The sequence below is a fragment of the Pseudomonas sp. HMSC063H08 genome, from assembly GCF_001813645.1.
Taxonomy (GTDB): Bacteria; Pseudomonadota; Gammaproteobacteria; order Pseudomonadales; family Pseudomonadaceae; genus Pseudomonas; species Pseudomonas aeruginosa.
Genome location: NZ_KV813462.1, coordinates 44,131 through 63,518, shown reverse-complemented (window position 1 = coordinate 63,518; position 19,388 = coordinate 44,131). Strand labels below are relative to the sequence as shown.

Annotated in this window: 16 protein-coding genes; 8 read left to right on the top strand and 8 right to left on the bottom strand. The window is 66.6% G+C overall.

Going from position 1 to position 19,388, the window contains the following annotated elements:
• Positions 1–253 precede the first annotated feature (253 nt).
• From HMPREF2924_RS16675 to HMPREF2924_RS16650, 6 genes are all read right to left on the bottom strand, one after another.
• Positions 254–1,399, bottom strand: a complete 1,146-nt coding sequence (locus HMPREF2924_RS16675) for a fimbrial protein (protein WP_023094517.1) — start codon at positions 1,397–1,399, stop codon at positions 254–256.
• A gap of 99 nt (positions 1,400–1,498) precedes the next feature.
• Positions 1,499–4,555 (bottom strand): two-partner secretion domain-containing protein, encoded by a 3,057-nt coding sequence (locus HMPREF2924_RS16670; protein ID WP_003132350.1) that lies wholly within the window; start codon positions 4,553–4,555, stop codon positions 1,499–1,501.
• Positions 4,556–4,642: 87 nt separating this feature from the next.
• A complete protein-coding gene (locus HMPREF2924_RS16665) occupies positions 4,643–5,383 on the bottom strand; it encodes a fimbrial biogenesis chaperone (RefSeq protein ID WP_003132349.1) in 741 nt (246 codons plus the stop codon).
• Positions 5,380–7,914 carry a fimbrial biogenesis outer membrane usher protein CupB3 gene (cupB3, locus tag HMPREF2924_RS16660; protein WP_003132348.1) on the bottom strand — a complete coding sequence of 845 codons (2,535 nt, stop codon included), beginning with the start codon at positions 7,912–7,914 and terminating at the stop codon, positions 5,380–5,382. Before cupB3 ends, HMPREF2924_RS16665 begins: the two co-directional genes overlap by 4 nt.
• 321 nt (positions 7,915–8,235) lie before the next feature.
• A complete protein-coding gene (gene cupB2 / locus HMPREF2924_RS16655) occupies positions 8,236–8,982 on the bottom strand; it encodes a molecular chaperone CupB2 (protein WP_003093375.1) in 747 nt (248 codons plus the stop codon).
• A gap of 30 nt (positions 8,983–9,012) precedes the next feature.
• Positions 9,013–9,582, bottom strand: coding sequence for a fimbrial protein (locus HMPREF2924_RS16650; RefSeq protein WP_003132345.1), 570 nt, complete (start codon positions 9,580–9,582; stop codon positions 9,013–9,015).
• A gap of 470 nt (positions 9,583–10,052) precedes the next feature.
• On the opposite strand from HMPREF2924_RS16650, the gene HMPREF2924_RS16645 reads away from it, so the two are divergent.
• The 6 genes from HMPREF2924_RS16645 to hpaC all read left to right on the top strand — a co-directional run bounded on the left by HMPREF2924_RS16645 (position 10,053) and on the right by hpaC (position 15,802).
• Entirely contained in the window at positions 10,053–10,877 is an 825-nt protein-coding gene (locus HMPREF2924_RS16645; RefSeq protein ID WP_003111033.1) for a molybdenum cofactor biosynthesis F family protein, read from the top strand.
• 8 nt (positions 10,878–10,885) lie between these two features.
• The gene (locus HMPREF2924_RS16640) at positions 10,886–12,271 is read left to right on the top strand and encodes an aspartate aminotransferase family protein (protein ID WP_023094514.1); all 1,386 of its coding nucleotides are present in this window, start codon (positions 10,886–10,888) and stop codon (positions 12,269–12,271) included.
• Positions 12,268–13,029, top strand: coding sequence for an SDR family oxidoreductase (locus HMPREF2924_RS16635; protein ID WP_003132331.1), 762 nt, complete (start codon positions 12,268–12,270; stop codon positions 13,027–13,029). The genes HMPREF2924_RS16640 and HMPREF2924_RS16635 overlap by 4 nt, the downstream gene beginning before the upstream one ends.
• Positions 13,030–13,241: 212 nt before the next feature.
• The gene (locus HMPREF2924_RS16630; protein WP_003093387.1) at positions 13,242–13,532 is read left to right on the top strand and encodes a DUF2218 domain-containing protein; all 291 of its coding nucleotides are present in this window, start codon (positions 13,242–13,244) and stop codon (positions 13,530–13,532) included.
• A 165-nt stretch (positions 13,533–13,697) separates the two neighbouring features.
• Positions 13,698–15,260: a 4-hydroxyphenylacetate 3-monooxygenase, oxygenase component gene (gene hpaB / locus HMPREF2924_RS16625; protein WP_003111030.1), complete on the top strand. Its 1,563-nt coding sequence runs from the start codon at positions 13,698–13,700 to the stop codon at positions 15,258–15,260.
• Between the two features lie 29 nt (positions 15,261–15,289).
• Positions 15,290–15,802: a 4-hydroxyphenylacetate 3-monooxygenase, reductase component gene (gene hpaC / locus HMPREF2924_RS16620; RefSeq protein WP_003093392.1), complete on the top strand. Its 513-nt coding sequence runs from the start codon at positions 15,290–15,292 to the stop codon at positions 15,800–15,802.
• 43 nt (positions 15,803–15,845) lie between these two features.
• On the opposite strand, the gene HMPREF2924_RS16615 is transcribed toward hpaC, so the two are convergent.
• The gene (locus HMPREF2924_RS16615) at positions 15,846–16,637 is read right to left on the bottom strand and encodes a helix-turn-helix transcriptional regulator (protein ID WP_223218622.1); all 792 of its coding nucleotides are present in this window, start codon (positions 16,635–16,637) and stop codon (positions 15,846–15,848) included.
• 173 nt (positions 16,638–16,810) lie between these two features.
• On the opposite strand from HMPREF2924_RS16615, the gene HMPREF2924_RS16610 reads away from it, so the two are divergent.
• Together HMPREF2924_RS16610 and HMPREF2924_RS16605 are read left to right on the top strand one after the other, a co-directional pair.
• Positions 16,811–17,776 (top strand): PDR/VanB family oxidoreductase, encoded by a 966-nt coding sequence (locus tag HMPREF2924_RS16610; RefSeq protein ID WP_003132330.1) that lies wholly within the window; start codon positions 16,811–16,813, stop codon positions 17,774–17,776.
• A gap of 28 nt (positions 17,777–17,804) precedes the next feature.
• Entirely contained in the window at positions 17,805–18,917 is a 1,113-nt protein-coding gene (locus HMPREF2924_RS16605) for an aromatic ring-hydroxylating oxygenase subunit alpha (protein ID WP_003132329.1), read from the top strand.
• 9 nt (positions 18,918–18,926) lie between these two features.
• Here the strand turns inward: HMPREF2924_RS16605 and HMPREF2924_RS16600 are convergent, their stop codons facing one another.
• A complete protein-coding gene (locus tag HMPREF2924_RS16600; RefSeq protein ID WP_003104529.1) occupies positions 18,927–19,343 on the bottom strand; it encodes a PaaI family thioesterase in 417 nt (138 codons plus the stop codon).
• Positions 19,344–19,388: the final 45 nt, after the last annotated feature.

Here is a 19,388-nt window from a genome sequence, read left to right as displayed (position 1 = left end):
CGAAATCCTACCGAGGAAACTTGCATATCCCTCAGAAAGCCTTCGCCCATACGCAATATCGGTATTCCGCGTGCGGGAATGGCATGTGCGCACGAGACCCAGGACGAGCAGCGGAGCGATATGCAGAGCGCCTTCGGCGATCTGCAACCACTGGAGGTGAGGGGCCGAGCCTTCGCGAGGGCTGGCGCGAAAGCGGCCGACGGCGCTTCCCGAGGCGGGGCGGGAAACGCCGGGGAAAGAACGGCGGCGCCGCTCAGGGGAAGGTAAACGTGAACTCGGCGGCGCCGTCGGCGACCCCGGCCTTCAATTCGCCCTCCGCGCCGATACGGATGTAGGCGGCACTCAGCGGGAGGTCGGCGCTGTCGCCGACACGCCGCATCGGGTAGGGCGTGCCGTCGAAACGTATCCGCTGCTGGTCCAGGCCGTTCTTCACGACGATGCCGAACCCCGCCGCGCCGCCGCTCTTCAAGCTGAGGATCGTCGGGTCCGCTTGCTGCGCCGAGACATACTTGTCGCGGAAAGCGATTTCCGGCTTGGCCAGCGCCGCACACTCGCTGAGAGAAATATCGAAGGAACGCTCCGTGGAGGTGTCGTTGACCCGCGGGAAGTTCTTCAACGCGACGCTACCCAGTTTGACGTTGATTTCCCGTCCCACCTCGACCTTGCATTTCTTCGGGATCGGCGGCGGCGGGGGACCGCCGCCGATCCCGATGGAGGCCGGGCCGATCAGCGAATAGGGCTTTCGGCAAACCCCGGTGGGGTAGTTGTCCGCAGGCACCGCCAGGACGCTGCCGATGGACGCTTCGCCCTTCAGCCTGTCCACCGCCCAGAGATTCAGGGTGGCGCTGCCGGATACGCTGGTTACCTTCAGGTCGCCGGCAGGCAACTCGCCGGGGTCGACCGTCAGGACCAGTTCCTGTAGGTAGTCGCTGGTCGTGCTTCCGGAAAAGCTCGTGACTCGCTTGTCCAGCGCATGGGGCTGGTTGTCGACCGGAATCACCCGCTTGACGCCGTCCTGGGCATCCACCGAGATCCGATAGCCGATGCCTTTGATGTCGGACGCCACCGTGCCGTAGGGCCCCGGATAGCCCACCCCGGACCAGTTCCCCCCGATGACCAGCTCATGCGCCTCCTGGGAAGCCTGGGGCTTGTAGTTCAGGAACAGGCTCACCGGCCTGGCGAACAGCACCGTGCCTTTCGCCGTGCCGCTGGTCAGCTCGTTCACCACACGCCAGGGCAAGCCTTTGCCATTGTCGAACGAGCAGTTCAGGGCGACCTCGTTCAGGGCCCAGGCCTGGCCGCCGGTCAGGCAGCAGAGGCCGAGAACGAGCGCCTGCCGAGCCTGCGCGCCAGGCCGGCGGCGCAGGGAAACGCGGCCGGGAAATAACCTCATGCTCATGGAACTCTCCAAGATTGCGCCTGCGGAAGAGGGCCACACTCCAGGCGAGAGCGGCCCCGGCCGGGAAGGGAGGTCCGCCAGGGACCTCCCCTGCCGGCCTTACCAGATGTTGCCGTAGTCGATACCGGCAGGCGGCAGGAGCGCCGCCTCGCCGATCACGTAGTTGCCGCCCAGGACCCCATGGTTCTCGCCGACCTGCGCACCGTAGATCTGGCCGTAATGGGACTGAGGCTTGAAGTCGATCTTGCCGCTGACGCCGGAGTACTCGATCGATCCCAGGTTGACGCCGGCCAGCCCGCCCATGGAGACGTAGTAGTCGCCACTGACGGTGCCTTCCGACATGGACGAAACGATGCGTCCCTGGATCTGGTTCTCGCCGACCAGGCCGCCGATGCGGCTGCGCCCGCTGCCGTTGACGGTACTGCTGCTGCGCGCCGACAGGATCGAACCGGCGTTGCTGCCGACCAGGCCGCCAACCGACGCACTCGCAGCGGCGCTGACCCTGCCGCTGGCATCCACGTTGACCAGTTCGCCGCCGTTGTGGCCGACGAGCCCGCCCACCAGACTGTTGAACCCGCCGCTCACGTCGCCGCGCGAGATCGCATGGGCGACGGAACCGCCGAGGTTGTGTCCAATCAGCCCGCCGACGCGACTGTTGCTGCCGCCGCTGACCTTGCCCGTCGCCTCGGCGGTCTCGATGGCGCTCTGGCTATTGTTGCCGACCAGCCCGCCCAGATCCGCGCCGCCCTGGTCCGTGACGCTGCCGCTGGCTTTCAGGTTTCCGAGCATGCCGTTGCCTTCTGCCTTGCCGATCAGCCCGCCGGTCGCCAGGCCGCCCTTGCTGTACACCGACCCGCTCGCCTGCGAGCGGAATATCTCGCCGCCGGAACTCAGGCCGACCAGCCCGCCGGTATTCCCCGCGCCGCCGGCCTCCACCTGGCCGCTGGCGCTACTATCGGAGACGTGGCCGAACATGTTGTAGCCGACCAGGCCGCCGACGTTCAGGCCGGGCCGGTAGGTCTCGACCTTCCCCTGGCTGCCGGACGCCCTGATCGTGGCCTTCGCATTCAGTCCGACCAGGCCGCCGACGCCGCCCAGGCTGTTGCGCTCGGTGGACTGTGCAGCCACATGGACGTTGCTGTGGGCGTTCTCGATGACCGCCTCCGGCCCCCAGGCGGTGGTGAAGTTCTCCCCCACCAGACCGCCGACCGCCGTGCTCGCCGCATAAGCGGTGACGCCGCCGCTGACGGATGCGTTCGTGATCTGCCCGTTGATATTGCGCCCGACCAGGCCGCCCAGTGCGTTGGAGCGCAGTCGGCTGCCGACGACCGAGACCCCGCTGGCGCTGACGTTGGCGATACGCCCGCTGTTGATCCCGACCAGGGCGCCGAGCGAAGACGGACCGGAGCCGTAGGTGTTATCGGATACCCGCAGGTTGTTCAGTTTCAGGTTGCTCAGGGTGCCCGAGGAGCGGGCGAACAGCCCGACATTCGGCCCGGTGTTGCTGATCGAGAGATTGCCGATGCTGTTGCCGAGACCGTCCAGGGTGCCGCTGAAGACGCCGGCGGGCCCGCCGATGGACTGCAGTGCCGTGCAGTAATAGCTGCCGCCCAGGATATTGCCGCCGAGCACGTACAGGCCGTCCAGGTTCTTGTTGATCGCTTGCAACTGCGCCAGGTTCTGCACCACCGTGTAGTAATAGCCGCCGGAGACGTAGGTCGCGTTGGCCCCGGCCAGGGAGACCGACGCCGTGCCGTTCACCCGGTGGCCTTCGCCGGCATCCATGGCCAGCGCGCTGCCAGCCCCGCCGAGAACGATCTTGTCATTGATATCGATAGCGCCTTCGGCCTTCAGCTCCAGCCCAGCCTTGGCGCCACTGGCATTCAGCCTGCCATTCAGCGTCAGGTCGGCCGCGGAGCCCAGCCCCAGCCGGTTGCCCGATGCCCAGCTCACCGAGCCGTCGAGGTCCAGGTCGCCCTTGGTCGAAACCAGTTCGATATTGGTGCTCGCCAGGTTCCGCGACAGGGTGTCGGCATGAACGGTGACGCCATCCGACACCGCCGATGGGCGCACGTCGATCTTGTCGGCAGCAATCTTCCAGGTGCCGTTGAGGCCATTGCTGGCGAGCGTGTTCACCTGGGTGCCCAGGGCCACCTCCACCGCCTGCCCCCGGACCTCGACCGTGCCGCCGTGCCCCGGTCCGTTCAGCGCATTGGCGGACAAGGCGCCTCCCACCATGACCTTGCCGTCCGGGCCGCCATCGAGCACGATCCGCCCGTTCTTGCCGCGCAGCGAGCGGGCCTCGATGGCACCCTGGGTGTTCACCACCGTGTTGAGCAGCGCATTGGCGGTCCTGGCCGCCATCAGGACTCGCCCCCCGTCGGCCTTGAGCAGGCCGCCGTTGCTTGCCAGCGCATTGGCGACCCCGGCGTCGACGCGGATGTCGAGCAGCTTGTTGCCGTCGAAATTCAGCGTCAGGTCGCTGCCCGCGCCGAGCCCGACACCGCCCATCTGCGCCAGGACCGTCCCGCGGTTGTCGACCTGCGCGCCCAGCAGGGCGATGCTGCCGCCTTCTGCCGCGGTGATGGCGCCCCCGTGGTTGAGGACACCGTTGGTAGAGGGACCCGTGAAACGGTATCTGGAGGAGTTGCCGTTGAACTCGGCATCCGTGATGTCCAGCGTGGAAGCCACCAGACCGCCGACATTGACCTGGGCGCCGCGACCGAAGAGCACGCCGTTGGGGTTGACCAGGAAGACCTGGCCGTTGGCATCGATCCGGCCCTGGATATCGCTGGCCTTGGTGCCGATCACCCGATTCAGGGCGATCGAGCTACTGCTCGGCTGGTTAAAGATCACCCGCTCGCCGGCGGCAACGCTGAAGGAATCCCAGTTGGCGATCAGCTTGTCGACCTTCTGGTTGACCGACAGGCTGTTGCCGCCCGACAGGTGTATCTCCCCGTTCGCGCTCCCGCCGACCACCGTTCCCCCGCTTGGCAGCGCATAGGCCGGAGCCAGGGCCGTGGCGCCCAGCAGGGCCAGGGCGGAGGCGATCGCCGCCTTGGCGCCGGCGGGCTTGCCGCGCCTGCGACTGCCTTCGCTGACGACGTTCCAGCAGCCCTGGGATACGTTCCAGACCAGTGCATAGCATTTGTTCATGTGCTTCCTTCCTCCAGTGAAACCCCGCGACCTATTCGCAGGGCCGTGCTACGGCAGGAGCCCAACTCCCCGGGCCCTGCCGAACTCCTACGGGTATCTCTCTGCCGGCGCGTCGCCGCGCTCGATCTGGCCGTCATCCCCCACCGCATCGAAATGGACCCGCGCCGCCTCGCCGGGCACGGCCGGCAGACTCAACGGGGTAACGGCGAAAGGCGGCAAGGTGACGCTGCCGAGGGACATGGCGAGGTCGCCCTCGCCCAGCTCCAGGCGCACCAGGGAAACGTGATAGGGACTGCGGTTGTCCGCCTCCAGCAGCGCCCGCTGCCCCGGCCGTACCGCCGGACGCAGGCGCCAGACGACCTGGCGCGCGGCGGCTCGCGGATCGCCGGCCAGACCCTGCGGACGGAACAGGAGCTTCATCCGCAGGCGGTAGCTCACCAGCAGCAGGTTGCCGCTGCCGTCCTCCCGCCCCGGCACCTCCAGCAGGTTGACCCAGAACAGCGATTCCCGGTCGTCCGGCAGCGGCTCGCCGGTATGGCGAAGCTGGAGCGCCTGGGTCTCCTGCGGGTCCATACGCAACAGCGGCGGCGACAGGATGAACGGCACCGTGACAGCGCTCGGGTCCGCCGTCTCGTCGCCGCGATCGAGCCAGGCCTGGACCAGGGCCGGGCGCGTCCCGACGTTACCGACGCGAATCGTCAGCGCGGAAACGCCCGCCGGATAGATGAAACGGGTCCCGATCACGGACAGCGAGGCGGAGGCATCGGCCACCAGCGCCACCAGCAGGACCCAGGCCGTGCCGCATCGGCCCAGGCCGACGCCGGTCACAGCGTGCGCTCCCGGTCGGCGGCCGACGCCGGGCGACATGCCAGTTGCAGGACGGGAGGCGTCGTCTCGCGCGGGCCCAGCGCATAGTCGACCAGGCACTGCTGCTGCGGCTCGTTGCCCCAGCGCACCCGAACCGAGCCGCGATCCTGCTCGACCCGCAGCACCAGGCGGCTGCCCTGGCCGACGGCGCCCACCGACTGCCCGCTGTGGGCATCGAGCACTTCCGCGGCGAACGGCAGGGGCTCGCCGCTGGGCATCCGGCTATCCACCAGCAAGGGCCTCGCTACCCGCGTCGGATAGTCGAGGCGCACCACCGCTCCGGCGGTGGGCGCCACGTTGCGCGAACTGGACCTCAGCTCGATCTCGTCGGCCATGCCGTTGGGGTCGAGGTCGACGCTGTTCAACTGGTAGGGCAGCAGGTTGGGAATCACCGCATAGCCGTGGCGGTCGACCCGGCTTCCCGAGTAGCCGGCAGCCGCGCCCCTGGCGTTTGGCGCGTGGACCAGGCCGATCGTCTCGCCCAGGGTTTGTGCCGCGGTGATCCCGCCGCTGTGCGCGACCAGGCCGCCGGCGGCCTTGAGCGACAACTGCCGATAGCCCGGCCCCTGCGAGAGGCTGGAGCCGAGTTCGACCTGCGGCAGTCGATAGTCGAGGCTGGCGCTCTTCGAGGTCTGCCGGCTGTCGCGGTCATGGGAGGCCGACAGCGAGTAGGAGGCCTCGCCACGCTTGCCCAGCATGCCGGAAACCCCGCTGGTGAGCTGGGTTCCGCTGTTGCTGTCGCGGGTCAGGTAGCTGCTCAGGGTCGGCGACCCGCGTCCCGCGCCGCCGAGCGGAATGGACAGGTTCAGGCTGAACAGCGTGCTGGTCTCGCCGCGCCTGTCACCGCTGGAAAAGCCTTCGTAGTGGCTGCGCAGGCGTTGCGCGGAAATGGAGTAGCTGACGTCGCGCCACTGGTTGCTGTAGCCGACCGAGAAGTTGACCGCCCGCCCGCCGCCGCTCCAGTAGCGCTGCGAGGAGCCGTTCAGGTACAGGTTGCCGCCGTTGCCCAGTTGCTGGCTGATGTTGGCGTCGAGACGGTTGCGCAAGCGCGAGAACGACTCCAGCGGCTCGCCTCGCTCTACCCGGTCCTGCATGAAGGCCGCGTCGCGCAGGCCGAGATAGCCACCGGTGGAGTAACGATAGGCGAGCAGCGAAAAGTTGGTGCCGGTGTTCGGCAGGTTCTTGCTGTAGGCGAGACGGTAGCTGGAGCCGCTAAGGCGGTCGTCGCCGGGAACCTCGGTACGCGCCAGCGTCACGTCACCGGAGAATCCGCCCACCGGCGTGTTCAGCGCCGCGCCCATCAACCCGGACATGTAGCTGCCGGTGAAGGCCCCGCCCGCGTATGCGGTGACGTCGTTGCCCAGGCCGCGCTGGTAGACGCCCTGCAGCATGTTCGGCCGACGCTCCAGGCTGGGATCGTTGAGCCGCCCGGCCGTCAGGCTGTAGCGCGTGGTCCCGGGGCGCAGCAGTTGTACGGTGGTGGCGAACGGCACGATGAAACTGCGGACTTCCCCGCTGGCTTCGGTCACCCGCACTTCCAGGTCCCCGCCATAGCTGGCGGTCTGCAGTTCGTCGAGAGCGAACGCCCCGGGTGCCACCGTGGTTTCGTAGATGAGGTAGCCGCGCTGGTAGACCGAGACCCGCGCATTGGTACTGGCGGTCCCACGGACCACCGGAGCGTAGTAGCGCAGCGAATCCGGCAGCATCCGGTCATCGCTGGAAAGCTGCACGCCACGGAAGGACACCGCATCGAAGAACTCGCTGCTGGTGGAGTTTTCCCCCAGCAATAACTGCGCACGCCAGGCCGGCAGGTCGGTCTGCACATAGGTTGCGCTGCGCTGGTAATGGCTGCCCATGCGGCGCGACCAGGTGGCCGTGCCGTTGTGGCGCAGGCGCGCCCGCCCGAAATTGAAGCCGGCGTTCATCCCGGCATAGCCGCTGGTGGCGCTCCTGCCGTGGTTTTCCCTGACGTGGAGATTGCTGTTGTAGTTGAGCAAGGCGGCGGAAATGCCGCTGTCCCAGCTCGCCGGATCGACATAGGTCTTCGAAGAATCCAGGCTCAGGTAATAGCTGGGCACCGAGACATAGACCGACTGCTCGGCGATATCGAGCTTGACCCGGGCCCCCGGCACATAGCGCTCGAGCGGGTCGCAGTGCAAACCTTCGGGCAGAGGATCGCGAGCCGAGGAACGGTCCTGGCCACGCGCGCTCTTCTCCAGGTCGATGCCCGCCCGCTCCAGCAGGCCCCGGTCGTAGCAGAAGACCGCGCTTTCCCGCCCCGGCTGGCGGCGCAGCTCGACTTCCTCGACACCGCGCCATCGGCTGTTGAGCAGCAGGTCGAGGCGATAGCGGCCTGGCTCGATGACGTCGCCGCGCTCGAAACGCGACGTATCGATCGAGCGTCCGCCCGGCCCCAGGGCCAGCATCTGCGCGTCGAAGACGATCCGCCGCGACGGTGCGTCCAACCCGCCGGCCGGTGACGCAACGGCCACCGCGGGCGCCTGCGGCTGTTTCACCGGTGCTCCCGCCCTGGCCTCCTTCGCTTTCGCCCCGGCTACGCCGGCGGCGCCGACGGAGGACCAGGACTGGCAGGAGGACAGCGAAGGAAACAGTGCCAGCAGACAGGCGAATCGCAGGGAACGAACGGCGATCCCTCCCTGTATCGCCATTCGCAACAGGGCGACCTGCCCACCGTAAGCGGGAGCGGACAAGCACCTATGAAGAGAAACTTTGGGCATATGTAATCCCTGCAGCGATTTTAAAATCGCCACTCATATGTCGGGCCGTAAGTAAAAAGCGGGGAAACGGAGGGGTTATTTGCCGAGTGCCCTATCGAGGGTATTGCGGCCACCGTAATCGTTGATGACTTCGTATCTGACGGAAGCGGCTTCCATGTTCTTCGGATTTCCCTGCCAGTCGAACTCCTTCGTCGAGAATGGCGCGACCATTCCCTTTCCCACGGACATGACACGGCCATCGACAATCAATTCGACGCTGGCGAACGAAACGTAGTAAGGCGTCGGATTATTTACCTGTACTACGGTCTTTTTTCCTGCTCCCCCTGACTCCAGAAACTTCCATTGAAGTTTCCCGGCAGCCGAATCGACACTCTTCAACTGGCTGGGTCGAAAGAAGAGTTTGAAGCGCGAACGAAAGGAAAACTGCAATGCATTGTTTTCGTCTTCGTCCCTGGGCGGAACTTCCAGGATATTCAGCCAGAACAGCGATTCGCGATCCGTCGGCAACGGGGCCTTCAGGTAGGCGATGCGCAATACGGCGCCGCCATTGGGGTCCACTCGCGTCACGGCCGGCGTGACGCTGAAGGGGACCTGCAGTTCCTCGGGGGGAACGTCCTGCCGGCCATCGTCGATCCAGGCTTGCGCCAGCACGGGAGTGCCGGACGTATTGCTGACCCGCAAGGTGACCTCGCGCTCGCTGGCCGGAAAGACGACACGAGTGCCCTGTGCGATCAGCCCGGCATGAGCCGTTCCGGCGCACAGGGCGATGGCCACGGCGCTTGCCGCCACGAAAGAATGAAAACGATGCATTAGCGGCGCCATGGCCTCACCTCTTCGTCCGTCGACCGCCGCTTACTCGTACGCCAGGAGGTAGCGGATATGGGACAGGCCGGTACCCGCGATCACGGTCTTCTCGGTGGACACATAGGAGGCCTTGTACTTCAGGGTGGCCGTGTTCTTGTCGATGGTTGCCTTCTGCGGGGCGGCCTCGACCAAGCCCAGCGGGATCTTCGTGGTGTTGGCCGCCGAATTGTTGAAGATCTGGATCTGCACGCCCTTGGCTTTCGACGGCCCCATCAGCATCAGGTTGCCGCTGATGCGGTCGACGTTGGTGACCGGGTCGAAGGCGATGGAAACCTTCTTGTCATTGGTGCAGCCGGCACCGGAGAGGACCAGGTCGAACTCCTGGAAAGTGGAGTTGGTTCCGACGGCGGTGAAATGGGTCGGCGCCACGATACCCAGGTCGACGTTGGTGACGTTGCCCGCACCCGGCGCCTGGCCGTTGATATCGCACGCGACGTCGGTGATGTTGCCCGAGAAGTTGACGATCCCATCGACCGCATGGGCCGCGGGGGACATCAGCGCGAGAAGGGTGCCCGACGCAACGAGGGGCGCAAGAATTGCACGTTTGAACTTGTTCATCTGATTTCCTTTGGAGTTGTGGAACATCCTGGCTGCTCCCTGGAGAGCCGATGCAGTACGAACCGGCCAAGGTAGCCAAGCCTTTGCGCGCAACCGGGACGGCCGCCTAGAGCGCCTCCGACCATTACGCGACAGCCGAAGATTGCGCCCTGATAAACGCAGACCCAAATACTAGAAAGAAAGACAGGATTTAAAAATAATAATCATACGAAAACATATGTAGTCCATTTCCGATAACAACCAATAGGTACATAAGAATACATTCAGAAAATACTTATAGAAGAACAGGAACCCATTAACTAAAAAACCAAAAAAGAAGAAACGAAAACCCATCTAATACTTCATCTTCGATAACTTTCCCTTCGCCGCTCCGTGCTATTTCCGTGGCATATCGACCTATCAACCATCCGGTCGATATCGGGATACTCGAAGACAGGCCAGCATGGGTTTCCCACGACGAGGAGAACCCTATGTCCGCCCACTCGCATTCCGGATGGATCACCGTCGGCGCCCTGGCCGACGGCTTCGCTCCGGACAACCACGTCCTTCCCGCCTGCGGCGATCTCGCCGGGCTCGAACGGGTCCTGCACTTCGCCAACGGCTGGGTCATCGAACATGCCTTCGACTCGCAGCGCCTGCGCTGGCGCCTGGCCGACGGCAGTGCCAGCGGCGAGTCGGACTACCGCGCCAGTTCACTGCGGGAGAACCTTTACCTGGTGGATTTCCTCAAGCAGGAAAACGGCCGGCCGGTCTCGGTCAGCCTGGTGCTGGACTTCGACAACCAGGCGTTCACCGCGGTGCTCGGCCATCTGCCCGACCGCACGGCCTGCGAACAGGGTCTGTTCTCCCGGGCCCTGGCCGGCCGGGAACTGACCGGCGTCGAGGCCGAGTTCCTGCATGGCAGCCTCGACCGCCCGTGGCAGCCCGGCGCCTGCCCGCACGTCCCCAGCGACGAGTTGGTCGGCCTGCGCAACCGCTACGTCTACAGCGCCAGCGAGGCCTACGAACACGTCTACCTCAATCCCGACTTCTACACCTGGCAATGCCTGCGCGGCGCCGAGCGAGGGCTGGCCGATACCGACCGCTGCCACTGCTACCGACTGGCCGAACGCCTGTACCTGTTCGTCTGGCGCGAGAAGATCGTGCCGACTCTCGGCGTGCTGCTGATCGACCTGGAAGCCGGGCGCACCGACGGCAAGATCTTCGGCTACCAGGACGACGACTTCGCCACCCCGGTTAACTTCCCGGTCGGCGCCCTGGCCCAGGTGCTCAACCAGACCCGCCACGACCTGTGAGGACGCCCATGGATACCACCTTCGGCCTCGACCTGGCCCGCGTCGAAGCGCTGTTCAAGCACGAGCTGCGACGCTTCGATGAACTGCATCCGCGCTCCGCCCAGGCCTACCGGGAAAACCGCCGCCACTGGCTGTACGGCGCACCGTTGCACTGGATGCAACAGTGGCCGGGCAACTGCCCGCTGCTGGTGAAGGAGGCCCAGGGCGCGCGCGTCACCGACATCGACGGCCAGCAGTACGTCGACTTCGCCCTCGGCGATAGCGGCGCCATGTTCGGCCACGCCCAACCGGCGGTGGCCGACGCCATCGCCCGCCAGGCGCGGCGCGGCTCGACCCTGATGCTGCCGACCGAGGACAGCCTGTGGGTCGGCGCCGAACTGGCGCGGCGCTTCGGCCTGCCCTATTGGCAGGTGACCACCTCGGCCACCGACGCCAACCGTTTCGTCCTGCGCCTGTGCCGGATGCTCAGCGGACGCGACAAGGTGGTGGTGTTCAACTGCAACTACCACGGCAGCGTCGACGAATCGCAGGTGGAATTCGACGCCGCCGGGCGCATGGTTCCGCGCGCGGGCGTTCACCCCAATGGCGTACGCCACGCCACCACCACCCGCCTGGTGGAATTCAACGACCTCGACGCGCTGGAGGCCGCCCTCGCCCATGGCGACGTCGCCGCGGTGCTCACCGAACCCTTCATGACCAACGTCGGCATGGTCCCGCCGGCCGAAGGCTTCCACGCCGGCCTGCGCGAACTGACCCGCCGCCACGACGTGGCGCTGATCATCGACGAGACCCACACCATCTCCTGCGGTCCCGCCGGCTATAGCGGCACGCATGGCCTCGAGCCGGACTTCTTCGTCCTCGGCAAATGCATCGCCGGCGGCATTCCCAGCGCCGTCTGGGGATGCAGCCAGGCGCAGGCGGAGCGGATCTGGGCGGTACTGCCGCACTTCCGACCGGGGCAGGCGATCAACCATTTCGGCTTTGGCGGCACCCTGGCCGGCAACGCGCTGCAACTGGCGGCGATGCGCGCGACCTTCGCCGAAGTGATGACGGAGGACGCCTATCGGCACATGTTCCAGCTCGCCGCGCAGCTCGAGGCAGGCGTCCGCGCGACGCTCGAGGAACTGCGCCTGCCCTGGCACGTGACGCGCATCGGCGCGCGCGTCGAGTACCTGTTCATGACCCACGCCCCACGCAACGGCGGCGAGGCCCACCACGCACGCAACGGCCTGGTCGAGGCCTGCCTGCATCTCTACCTGCTCAACCGCGGCGTGCTCTTGACGCCATTCCACAACATGGCGCTGACCTGCCCGGCGACCCGCGCGGAGGACGTCGAACTGCACAACCGCCTGCTCCGCGATTGCCTGGGCGAACTGTTGGAGCGCCCATCGTGAGGCGCTTGGAGAACCGCGTCGCGCTGGTCACCGGCGCCGGCCAGGGCATCGGCCGGGCCATCGCCGAATGCTTCGCCGCCGAAGGCGCCAGGGTGCTGCTGGCGACGCGTACCGCCAGCCGCGGCCAGGCCGTCCTGGAGGCGATCCGCCTGGGCGGAGGCACGGCCGAACTGCTGGCCGTCGACCTGAGCGAGCACGACGCCGCGAGACGAGCGGTGAGCGCGACCCTGGAGCGCTTCGGCCAGTTGGACATCCTCCTGCACAACGCCGCTGCCTTTCCCCAGTGCGCCCTCGCGGAACTGGACGAAGGCACCCTGGAACGGACCCTGGCGGTGAACCTGAAAAGCTGCTTCCGGCTGACCCAGGCCGCCCTTCCCGCCCTGCGCCGCAGCGTGGCCGGGCGCGTCCTGGTGACCTCCTCGGTGACCGGCCCGCGCACGGCGATCCCTGGGCTCTCGCACTATGCGGCGAGCAAGGCCGGGGTCAACGGTTTCATCCGCGCCGCCGCGCTGGAGCTGGCCGGCGACGGCATCACCGTCAACGGCGTCGAGCCTGGCCTGGTCGCGACTCCGGCGCTGGGCAGCCTCGGCGACGCCGCCGCGCTGGCCGCGCACATCCCCCTCGGGCGTGTCGGCCAGCCGCTGGACATCGCCCAAGCCATGCTCTTCCTCGCATCCGACGAGGCGAGCTACATCACCGGGCAGACCCTGGTTGTGGATGGCGGCGCGTTGCTGCCGGAGAACGGCGGGCTGGCCTGAAGCCGCTGGCGTTCGCCCTCTCCCTCCAGAGAGAGCGCCTTCCGACGTATCCGGCAAACACTTCCGACGGCTCCGGTAGGGCGCTCGCCCTGTCCCACGGACAAGGGCCGACCATTTGCCGGGCGATTATCGAAAGCCCCTGCAAAATGGATGAATAAGAATGACTCTCAGCAGGTTAGTATCGGAAATCCCCAACCGAGAGGATTCGCTTCATGTTCCGCTCCACCTCCCATGTCCGTACCGAATCGGCGGCACGCTACGTCAATCGCCTGTGCAAGCACTGGGGCCACAAGTTCGAAGTCGAACTCACTCCCGAGCGCGGCTTCATCGACTTCGGCGACTCCAACTGCGAGCTGCTCGCCCACCCCGACCATGTCCTGATGATTCTCAACAGCCCCGACGAGGACAGCCTCGCCCACATGCAGAACGTGGTCGCCGATCACCTGCAACGCATGGCCAACAGCGAAAGCCTGGAGATTGCCTGGCAGCCCGCCGAAAGCTGAACGCGCCGCCACCCGGCCGCCCTTCGCGGCCGGGCGCCGGGCGTCACGCGGGGCCATGGAAAGTGCAATTCATTCCCCGGAAAAGCCATTCAGCTCGCTCCGCCCCCGTCCCATCATCCCCTCCAGGCGCTCTCGCGCAGATAACAACAATGACTGGAGACGATGATGAAACCCGAAGATTTCCGTGCCTCTGCCACCCGTCCGTTCACCGGCGAGGAGTACCTCGCCAGCCTGCGCGACGACCGTGAGATCTACATCTACGGCGACCGCGTCAAGGACGTCACCAGCCACCCCGCCTTCCGCAACGCGGCCGCCTCCATGGCCCGGCTCTACGACGCCCTGCACGATCCGCAGAGCAAGGAAAAGCTCTGCTGGGAGACCGATACCGGCAACGGCGGCTATACCCACAAGTTCTTCCGCTACGCGCGCAGCGCCGACGAACTGCGCCAGCAGCGCGACGCCATCGCCGAGTGGTCGCGGCTGACCTACGGCTGGATGGGCCGCACCCCGGACTACAAGGCCGCCTTCGGCAGCGCCCTCGGCGCCAACCCGGGCTTCTACGGGCGTTTCGAGGACAACGCGAAAACCTGGTACAAGCGCATCCAGGAAGCCTGCCTGTACCTCAACCATGCCATCGTCAACCCGCCGATCGACCGCGACAAGCCGGTGGACCAGGTCAAGGACGTGTTCATCTCGGTGGACGAGGAAGTCGACGGCGGCATCGTCGTCAGCGGCGCCAAGGTGGTCGCCACGAATTCCGCGCTGACCCACTACAACTTCGTCGGCCAGGGTTCGGCGCAACTGCTCGGCGACAACACCGACTTCGCCCTGATGTTCATCGCGCCGATGAACACCCCCGGCATGAAGCTGATCTGCCGCCCCTCCTACGAACTGGTGGCAGGCATCGCCGGATCGCCGTTCGACTACCCGCTGTCCAGCCGTTTCGACGAGAACGACGCGATCCTGGTGATGGACAAGGTGTTCATCCCCTGGGAGAACGTACTGATCTACCGCGACTTCGAACGCTGCAAGCAGTGGTTCCCCCAGGGCGGCTTCGGCCGGCTGTTCCCGATGCAGGGCTGCACCCGCCTGGCGGTCAAGCTCGACTTCATCACCGGCGCCCTCTACAAGGCCCTGCAATGCACCGGCTCCCTGGAGTTCCGCGGCGTGCAGGCGCAGGTCGGCGAAGTGGTGGCCTGGCGCAACCTGTTCTGGTCGCTGACCGACGCCATGTACGGCAACGCCAGCGAATGGCACAGCGGCGCCTTCCTGCCCAGCGCCGAGGCCCTGCAGGCCTACCGCGTGCTGGCGCCGCAGGCCTACCCGGAGATCAAGAAGACCATCGAGCAGGTGGTCGCCAGCGGCCTGATCTACCTGCCCTCCGGCGTTCGCGACCTGCACAATCCGCAGCTCGACAAGTACCTCTCCACCTATTGCCGCGGCTCCGGCGGCATGGGCCACCGGGAGCGGATCAAGATCCTCAAGCTGCTCTGGGACGCCATCGGCAGCGAGTTCGGCGGCCGCCACGAGCTGTACGAGATCAACTACGCCGGCAGCCAGGACGAGATCCGCATGCAGGCCCTGCGCCAGGCGGTCGGCAGCGGCGCGATGAAGGGCATGCTCGGCATGGTCGAGCAGTGCATGGGCGACTACGACGAGAACGGCTGGACCGTGCCGCACCTGCACAACCCGGACGACATCAACGTACTCGATCGCATCCGCCAATGACGCCCGCGTCGCGTCCGGAGGTTATTCCCATGTCCCAGCTCGAACCCAGGCAGCAAGCCTTCCGCAACGCCATGGCGCATCTTTCGGCGGCGGTCAACGTGATCACCAGCAACGGCCCAGCCGGACGCTGCGGGATCACCGCCACCGCGGTCTGCTCGGTCACCGACAGCCCGCCGACGCTGATGCTCTGCATCAACCGCAACAGCGAGATGAACACGGTGTTCAAGGCCAACGGTCGACTCTGCGTGAACGTCCTCAGCGGCGAACACGAAGAGGTGGCCCGCCACTTCGCCGGCATGACCGAGGTCCCGATGGAACGCCGCTTCGCCCTCCATGACTGGCGCGAGGGCCTCGCCGGGTTGCCGGTGCTGCACGGCGCCCTGGCCAACCTGCAGGGACGCATCGCCGAGGTCCAGGAGATCGGCACCCACTCGGTGCTGTTGCTGGAGCTGGAGGACATCCAGGTCCTCGAACAGGGCGACGGCCTGGTCTACTTCAGCCGCAGCTTCCATCGCCTGCAGCGAGCCTGCCGAGCCGCCTGACCCCTCTCTCCGGAACCGCCCCACAGGCGGCGTCCGGCCCTCCTCAGCCCTGCACCAGGGCGAAAAGCTGGCTGCGAAAATGGATGTCCAGGCGGGCAAAGGCGCGGTTGCGGTAGGTTTTCACCGTGCTTTCCTTGAGCCCCAGCTCGGCGGCGATACCGGCATGGCTCAACCCGCGCAGCAGGTGCAGGCAGACCGCCAGCTCCTGGGGTGTCAGGTCCGTCGCCCGGTGCAACAGCGCCAGCCGCCACTCGTCGGTCGCGCTGCGTCCCCGGCGCAAGGCCAGGTGCCCCCTCAGCAGTTGCAGCAGGGCCGGCACCCACTGCTCGAAGGCGGCGATCTCGCGCTCGCTGAAATAGCCGTCCTCGCGGTGCCGGTAGAGATTGAACAGCAGCGGCCGGCCTTCCTCGTCCCAATGCAGGCTCGACAGCCGCTCGCTCAGGCCATTGTCCCGATAGATCGCCTCGCGGTAAGCATCGAACTCGATGTCCTCGGCCAGCAGGTGGCCCAGCAGCGGCACCGGGCCGCGGCGCTGGCGCTGCATGCGCAGGAACAGCGGGTCATGGCTGTGGTAGTACCGCGAATAGGCCTGCCAGCAGCGCCACACTAGTTGCGCGTCGCGATGGCGAGTGCCGGCCAGGAGCAGTTCGGGGCGCGGTGCACCGATGCGCAGCACGTTGAAATGACGGGCGGCAACCCAATGGCCAAGGGTTTCCAGCAGAGCGGCGGGGAAGCCTTCGCCACCCAAGGCGCAGGCCAGCTCGACGAAGGGGCGCAGGTCCGCCGACGGCGACCCCGGCGGGGCATTCCAGAAGCTGATCATGGTGGCGGGCACGCATCGTTGTTCTTGTTGTAATGGGTGAGGAAGGGCAGGTCCTGTCCAGGCCTCGACCGACACGTTAGCAACCGCGACGGACGCCGGTAAACCCGCTGTCCACCTCTGGGGGGACAGGCCGGCACTGGAGGAGCGCTAGCCTCGCTGCATGTCTGCCGAAGGAACCCCCGACAATGAGCGCATCGCCTTCCTCCCGCCTGCACCTGCAAGTCACCGATTTCCGCGCTGTTGCGCGCGACGTGGTGCTGGTCGAGCTGGCCGCCGTGGACGACACCGAGCTGCCGGCCTTCACCCCCGGCGCGCATCTGGAGCTTCACCTGGGCAACGGCCTGATCCGCCACTACTCCCTGCTCAACGACTGCCGCGAACGCCAGCGCTACCAACTGGCGATAGGCCTTGGCGACGACAGCCGTGGCGGCGCCCGCTTCATCCACCGCCAACTGCGCACGGGCGACCGCCTGCACGCGGCGGCACCGCGCAACCACTTCATGCTGCGCGAAGACGCCGCGCGCTACTGTTTCGTCGCTGGCGGCATCGGCATCACCCCGATTCTCTCGATGGTTCGCTGGTGCCAGGCGCAGGGCAAGGACTGGCGCCTACTGTATGCGGTCCGCGAACGCCAGCGCGCAGCCTTCCTCGCCGAACTGATGACGCTCGGTGGCGAACGGACGCGGCTGCATTGCAGCGACGAAGGTGACCCACTCGACAGTACCGCGCTGATCGCCGGCCTAGGTGCCGACGAAGAACTCTATTGCTGCGGACCCGACGGGTTGATGCAGGCCATCCGCGACGCCGGGAGCGGCTGCGCGGAACGCCTGCACTTCGAACGCTTCGACGCTCCAGTAGCGCCGGCGTCCTCGTCCGGCGGCACCGACGCCTTCCGCCTGGAGTTGCGCCGCAGCGCCCTGAGCCTGCGCGTCGAAAGCCACCAGAGCATCCTCGAAGTCCTCGAGGAACAGGGCCTGGAGCCTCCCTACGCCTGCCGCGCCGGGATATGCAGGACCTGCGAGACACGCGTCTGCGCCGGCGAGCCGGAGCACTTCGACCATGTGCTTTCCGACACCGAGCGGGCCAGCGGGGAAACCTTGCTGATCTGCGTATCACGCTGCCGCGGCAACTACCTGGAACTCGATCTCTGACCCCGAAGAACAACCACGGAGACGCCTCATGAGCCTGCCCAACGCCAATCTCATCGCCAGTTCACGCAAGGCCGCCGCGCAGATGGCCACGCGCGACACGTCGTTCATCTTCAACGAGTGGTACGTCGCCGCCTTCGCCGAGGATGTCGGCCGCGAACTGCTCGCGCGCACTCTGCTCGGCAAGCGCGTGGTGCTCTATCGCACCCTCGCCGGCCAGGCGGTAGCCCTGGAAGACCGCTGCGCGCATCGCTCCTTCCCGCTATCGCGCAGTCGCCTGGAGGGGGACGGGATCGTCTGCGGCTATCACGGTTTCCGCTACGACAGCCAGGGCGAGTTGATCGAGACACCGTCGCAGAAAGCCTGTCCGCGCGGCGTCGGCATCCGTCACTACCCGCTTCTGGAGCGCGGCCCGCTGGTCTGGATTTGGCTCGGCGACCCGCGACTGGCCGACCCGAAGCGACTGCCGCAGCGGCCCTGGCTGGAGGATCCGGGCTGGGCCTGCTCCAAGGGCTACTTCCTACACCCGGGCAACTACGTGAGCATGCACGAGAACCTGATGGACCTGACCCATCTCACCTACCTCCACGCCTATACCATCGGCACCCCGGATTACGCCGGGGCGCCCTATGAGCTGGACCTGAAGGAAGGCCACTACCGGCTGGTACGGCACGTGCTTCCGACCACCCTGTCGCCGGTCTGGGGCCGCACCACCGGCCTCGACGGCTGTCCCACGGCGGCGCGCATCACCACCTCGGAGTTTCTCTCGCCAGGCCTGCACCAGGTCAGCGCGACCTTCTACGACACAGCCCTGCCCGCCGAGCGGCGACCGGAATTCCACATCCGCACGGCGCACATCCTCACCCCGGAGACCCACGGCAGCATGCACTACTTCATCGTCCACGGACGCGATTTCGCCCAGGACGACGAGACCGTCGGCGCTTTCATGCACGAGCAACTGTTCGCCGCCTTCGTCGAGGACGTGGAAGGCCTCGGCGCGCTGGAAAAGGTACTCGCGGAGGCCGATGAGGATAGCTACGAGATCTCCGTCGCCAGCGACGCGCCGGCGGTGGCCACCCGCACCTACCTCAAGCGCCGCGCCGATGAGGAAGCGCGCCAGCGCGCGGCGCACCGGGTGGCCTGAGCACCGCCCTCAGCGGCGGTGCGCCGGTGGGATCGAGTAGGTGCCGACCACATGGGCGACCGGTTCCGCGTCGCCTTCGGAGAACAGCGAGACCTCGCCCATCGCCAGGGTCTTGCCGACCTTCATCAGGCGGCACTCGGCGACCACCCGGCGGTCCGCCGCCGGACGCCGCAGGAAGTTGATGGTCAGGCTGGTGGTCACCGCCAGCGGGACGATGCCGATCTCGCCCAGTACCGCCACGTACAGCGCGACATCGGCGATGGCCATCAGGGTCGGCCCGGAGACCGTGCCGCCGGGGCGCAGGTCGCTGGCGTCGACCGCCTGCCAGACCGTGGCGCTACGCTCGCCGACGGCTTCGACCACGACCCGGGTCTGGGGAAATTCGCGCTGGATGAAACGGGCGATCTGCTCTTTCTTGTCGGTCACGGAACGGGTCCTTGGCAGTAGGAGGAGGAAAGGTACGGTAGTCGG

Excerpts from the sequence above, each read along its gene's own strand:
- HMPREF2924_RS16675 (WP_023094517.1), bottom strand. The coding sequence starts at position 1,399 with ATGAGCATGAGGTTATTTCCCGGCCGCGTTTCCCTGCGCCGCCGGCCT.
- HMPREF2924_RS16670 (WP_003132350.1), bottom strand. The coding sequence starts at position 4,555 with ATGAACAAATGCTATGCACTGGTCTGGAACGTATCCCAGGGCTGCTGG.
- cupB2 (WP_003093375.1), bottom strand. The coding sequence starts at position 8,982 with ATGGCGCCGCTAATGCATCGTTTTCATTCTTTCGTGGCGGCAAGCGCC.
- HMPREF2924_RS16650 (WP_003132345.1), bottom strand. The coding sequence starts at position 9,582 with ATGAACAAGTTCAAACGTGCAATTCTTGCGCCCCTCGTTGCGTCGGGC.
- HMPREF2924_RS16645 (WP_003111033.1), top strand. The coding sequence starts at position 10,053 with ATGTCCGCCCACTCGCATTCCGGATGGATCACCGTCGGCGCCCTGGCC.
- HMPREF2924_RS16640 (WP_023094514.1), top strand. The coding sequence starts at position 10,886 with ATGGATACCACCTTCGGCCTCGACCTGGCCCGCGTCGAAGCGCTGTTC.
- HMPREF2924_RS16630 (WP_003093387.1), top strand. The coding sequence starts at position 13,242 with ATGTTCCGCTCCACCTCCCATGTCCGTACCGAATCGGCGGCACGCTAC.
- hpaB (WP_003111030.1), top strand. The coding sequence starts at position 13,698 with ATGAAACCCGAAGATTTCCGTGCCTCTGCCACCCGTCCGTTCACCGGC.
- hpaC (WP_003093392.1), top strand. The coding sequence starts at position 15,290 with ATGTCCCAGCTCGAACCCAGGCAGCAAGCCTTCCGCAACGCCATGGCG.
- HMPREF2924_RS16610 (WP_003132330.1), top strand. The coding sequence starts at position 16,811 with ATGAGCGCATCGCCTTCCTCCCGCCTGCACCTGCAAGTCACCGATTTC.
- HMPREF2924_RS16605 (WP_003132329.1), top strand. The coding sequence starts at position 17,805 with ATGAGCCTGCCCAACGCCAATCTCATCGCCAGTTCACGCAAGGCCGCC.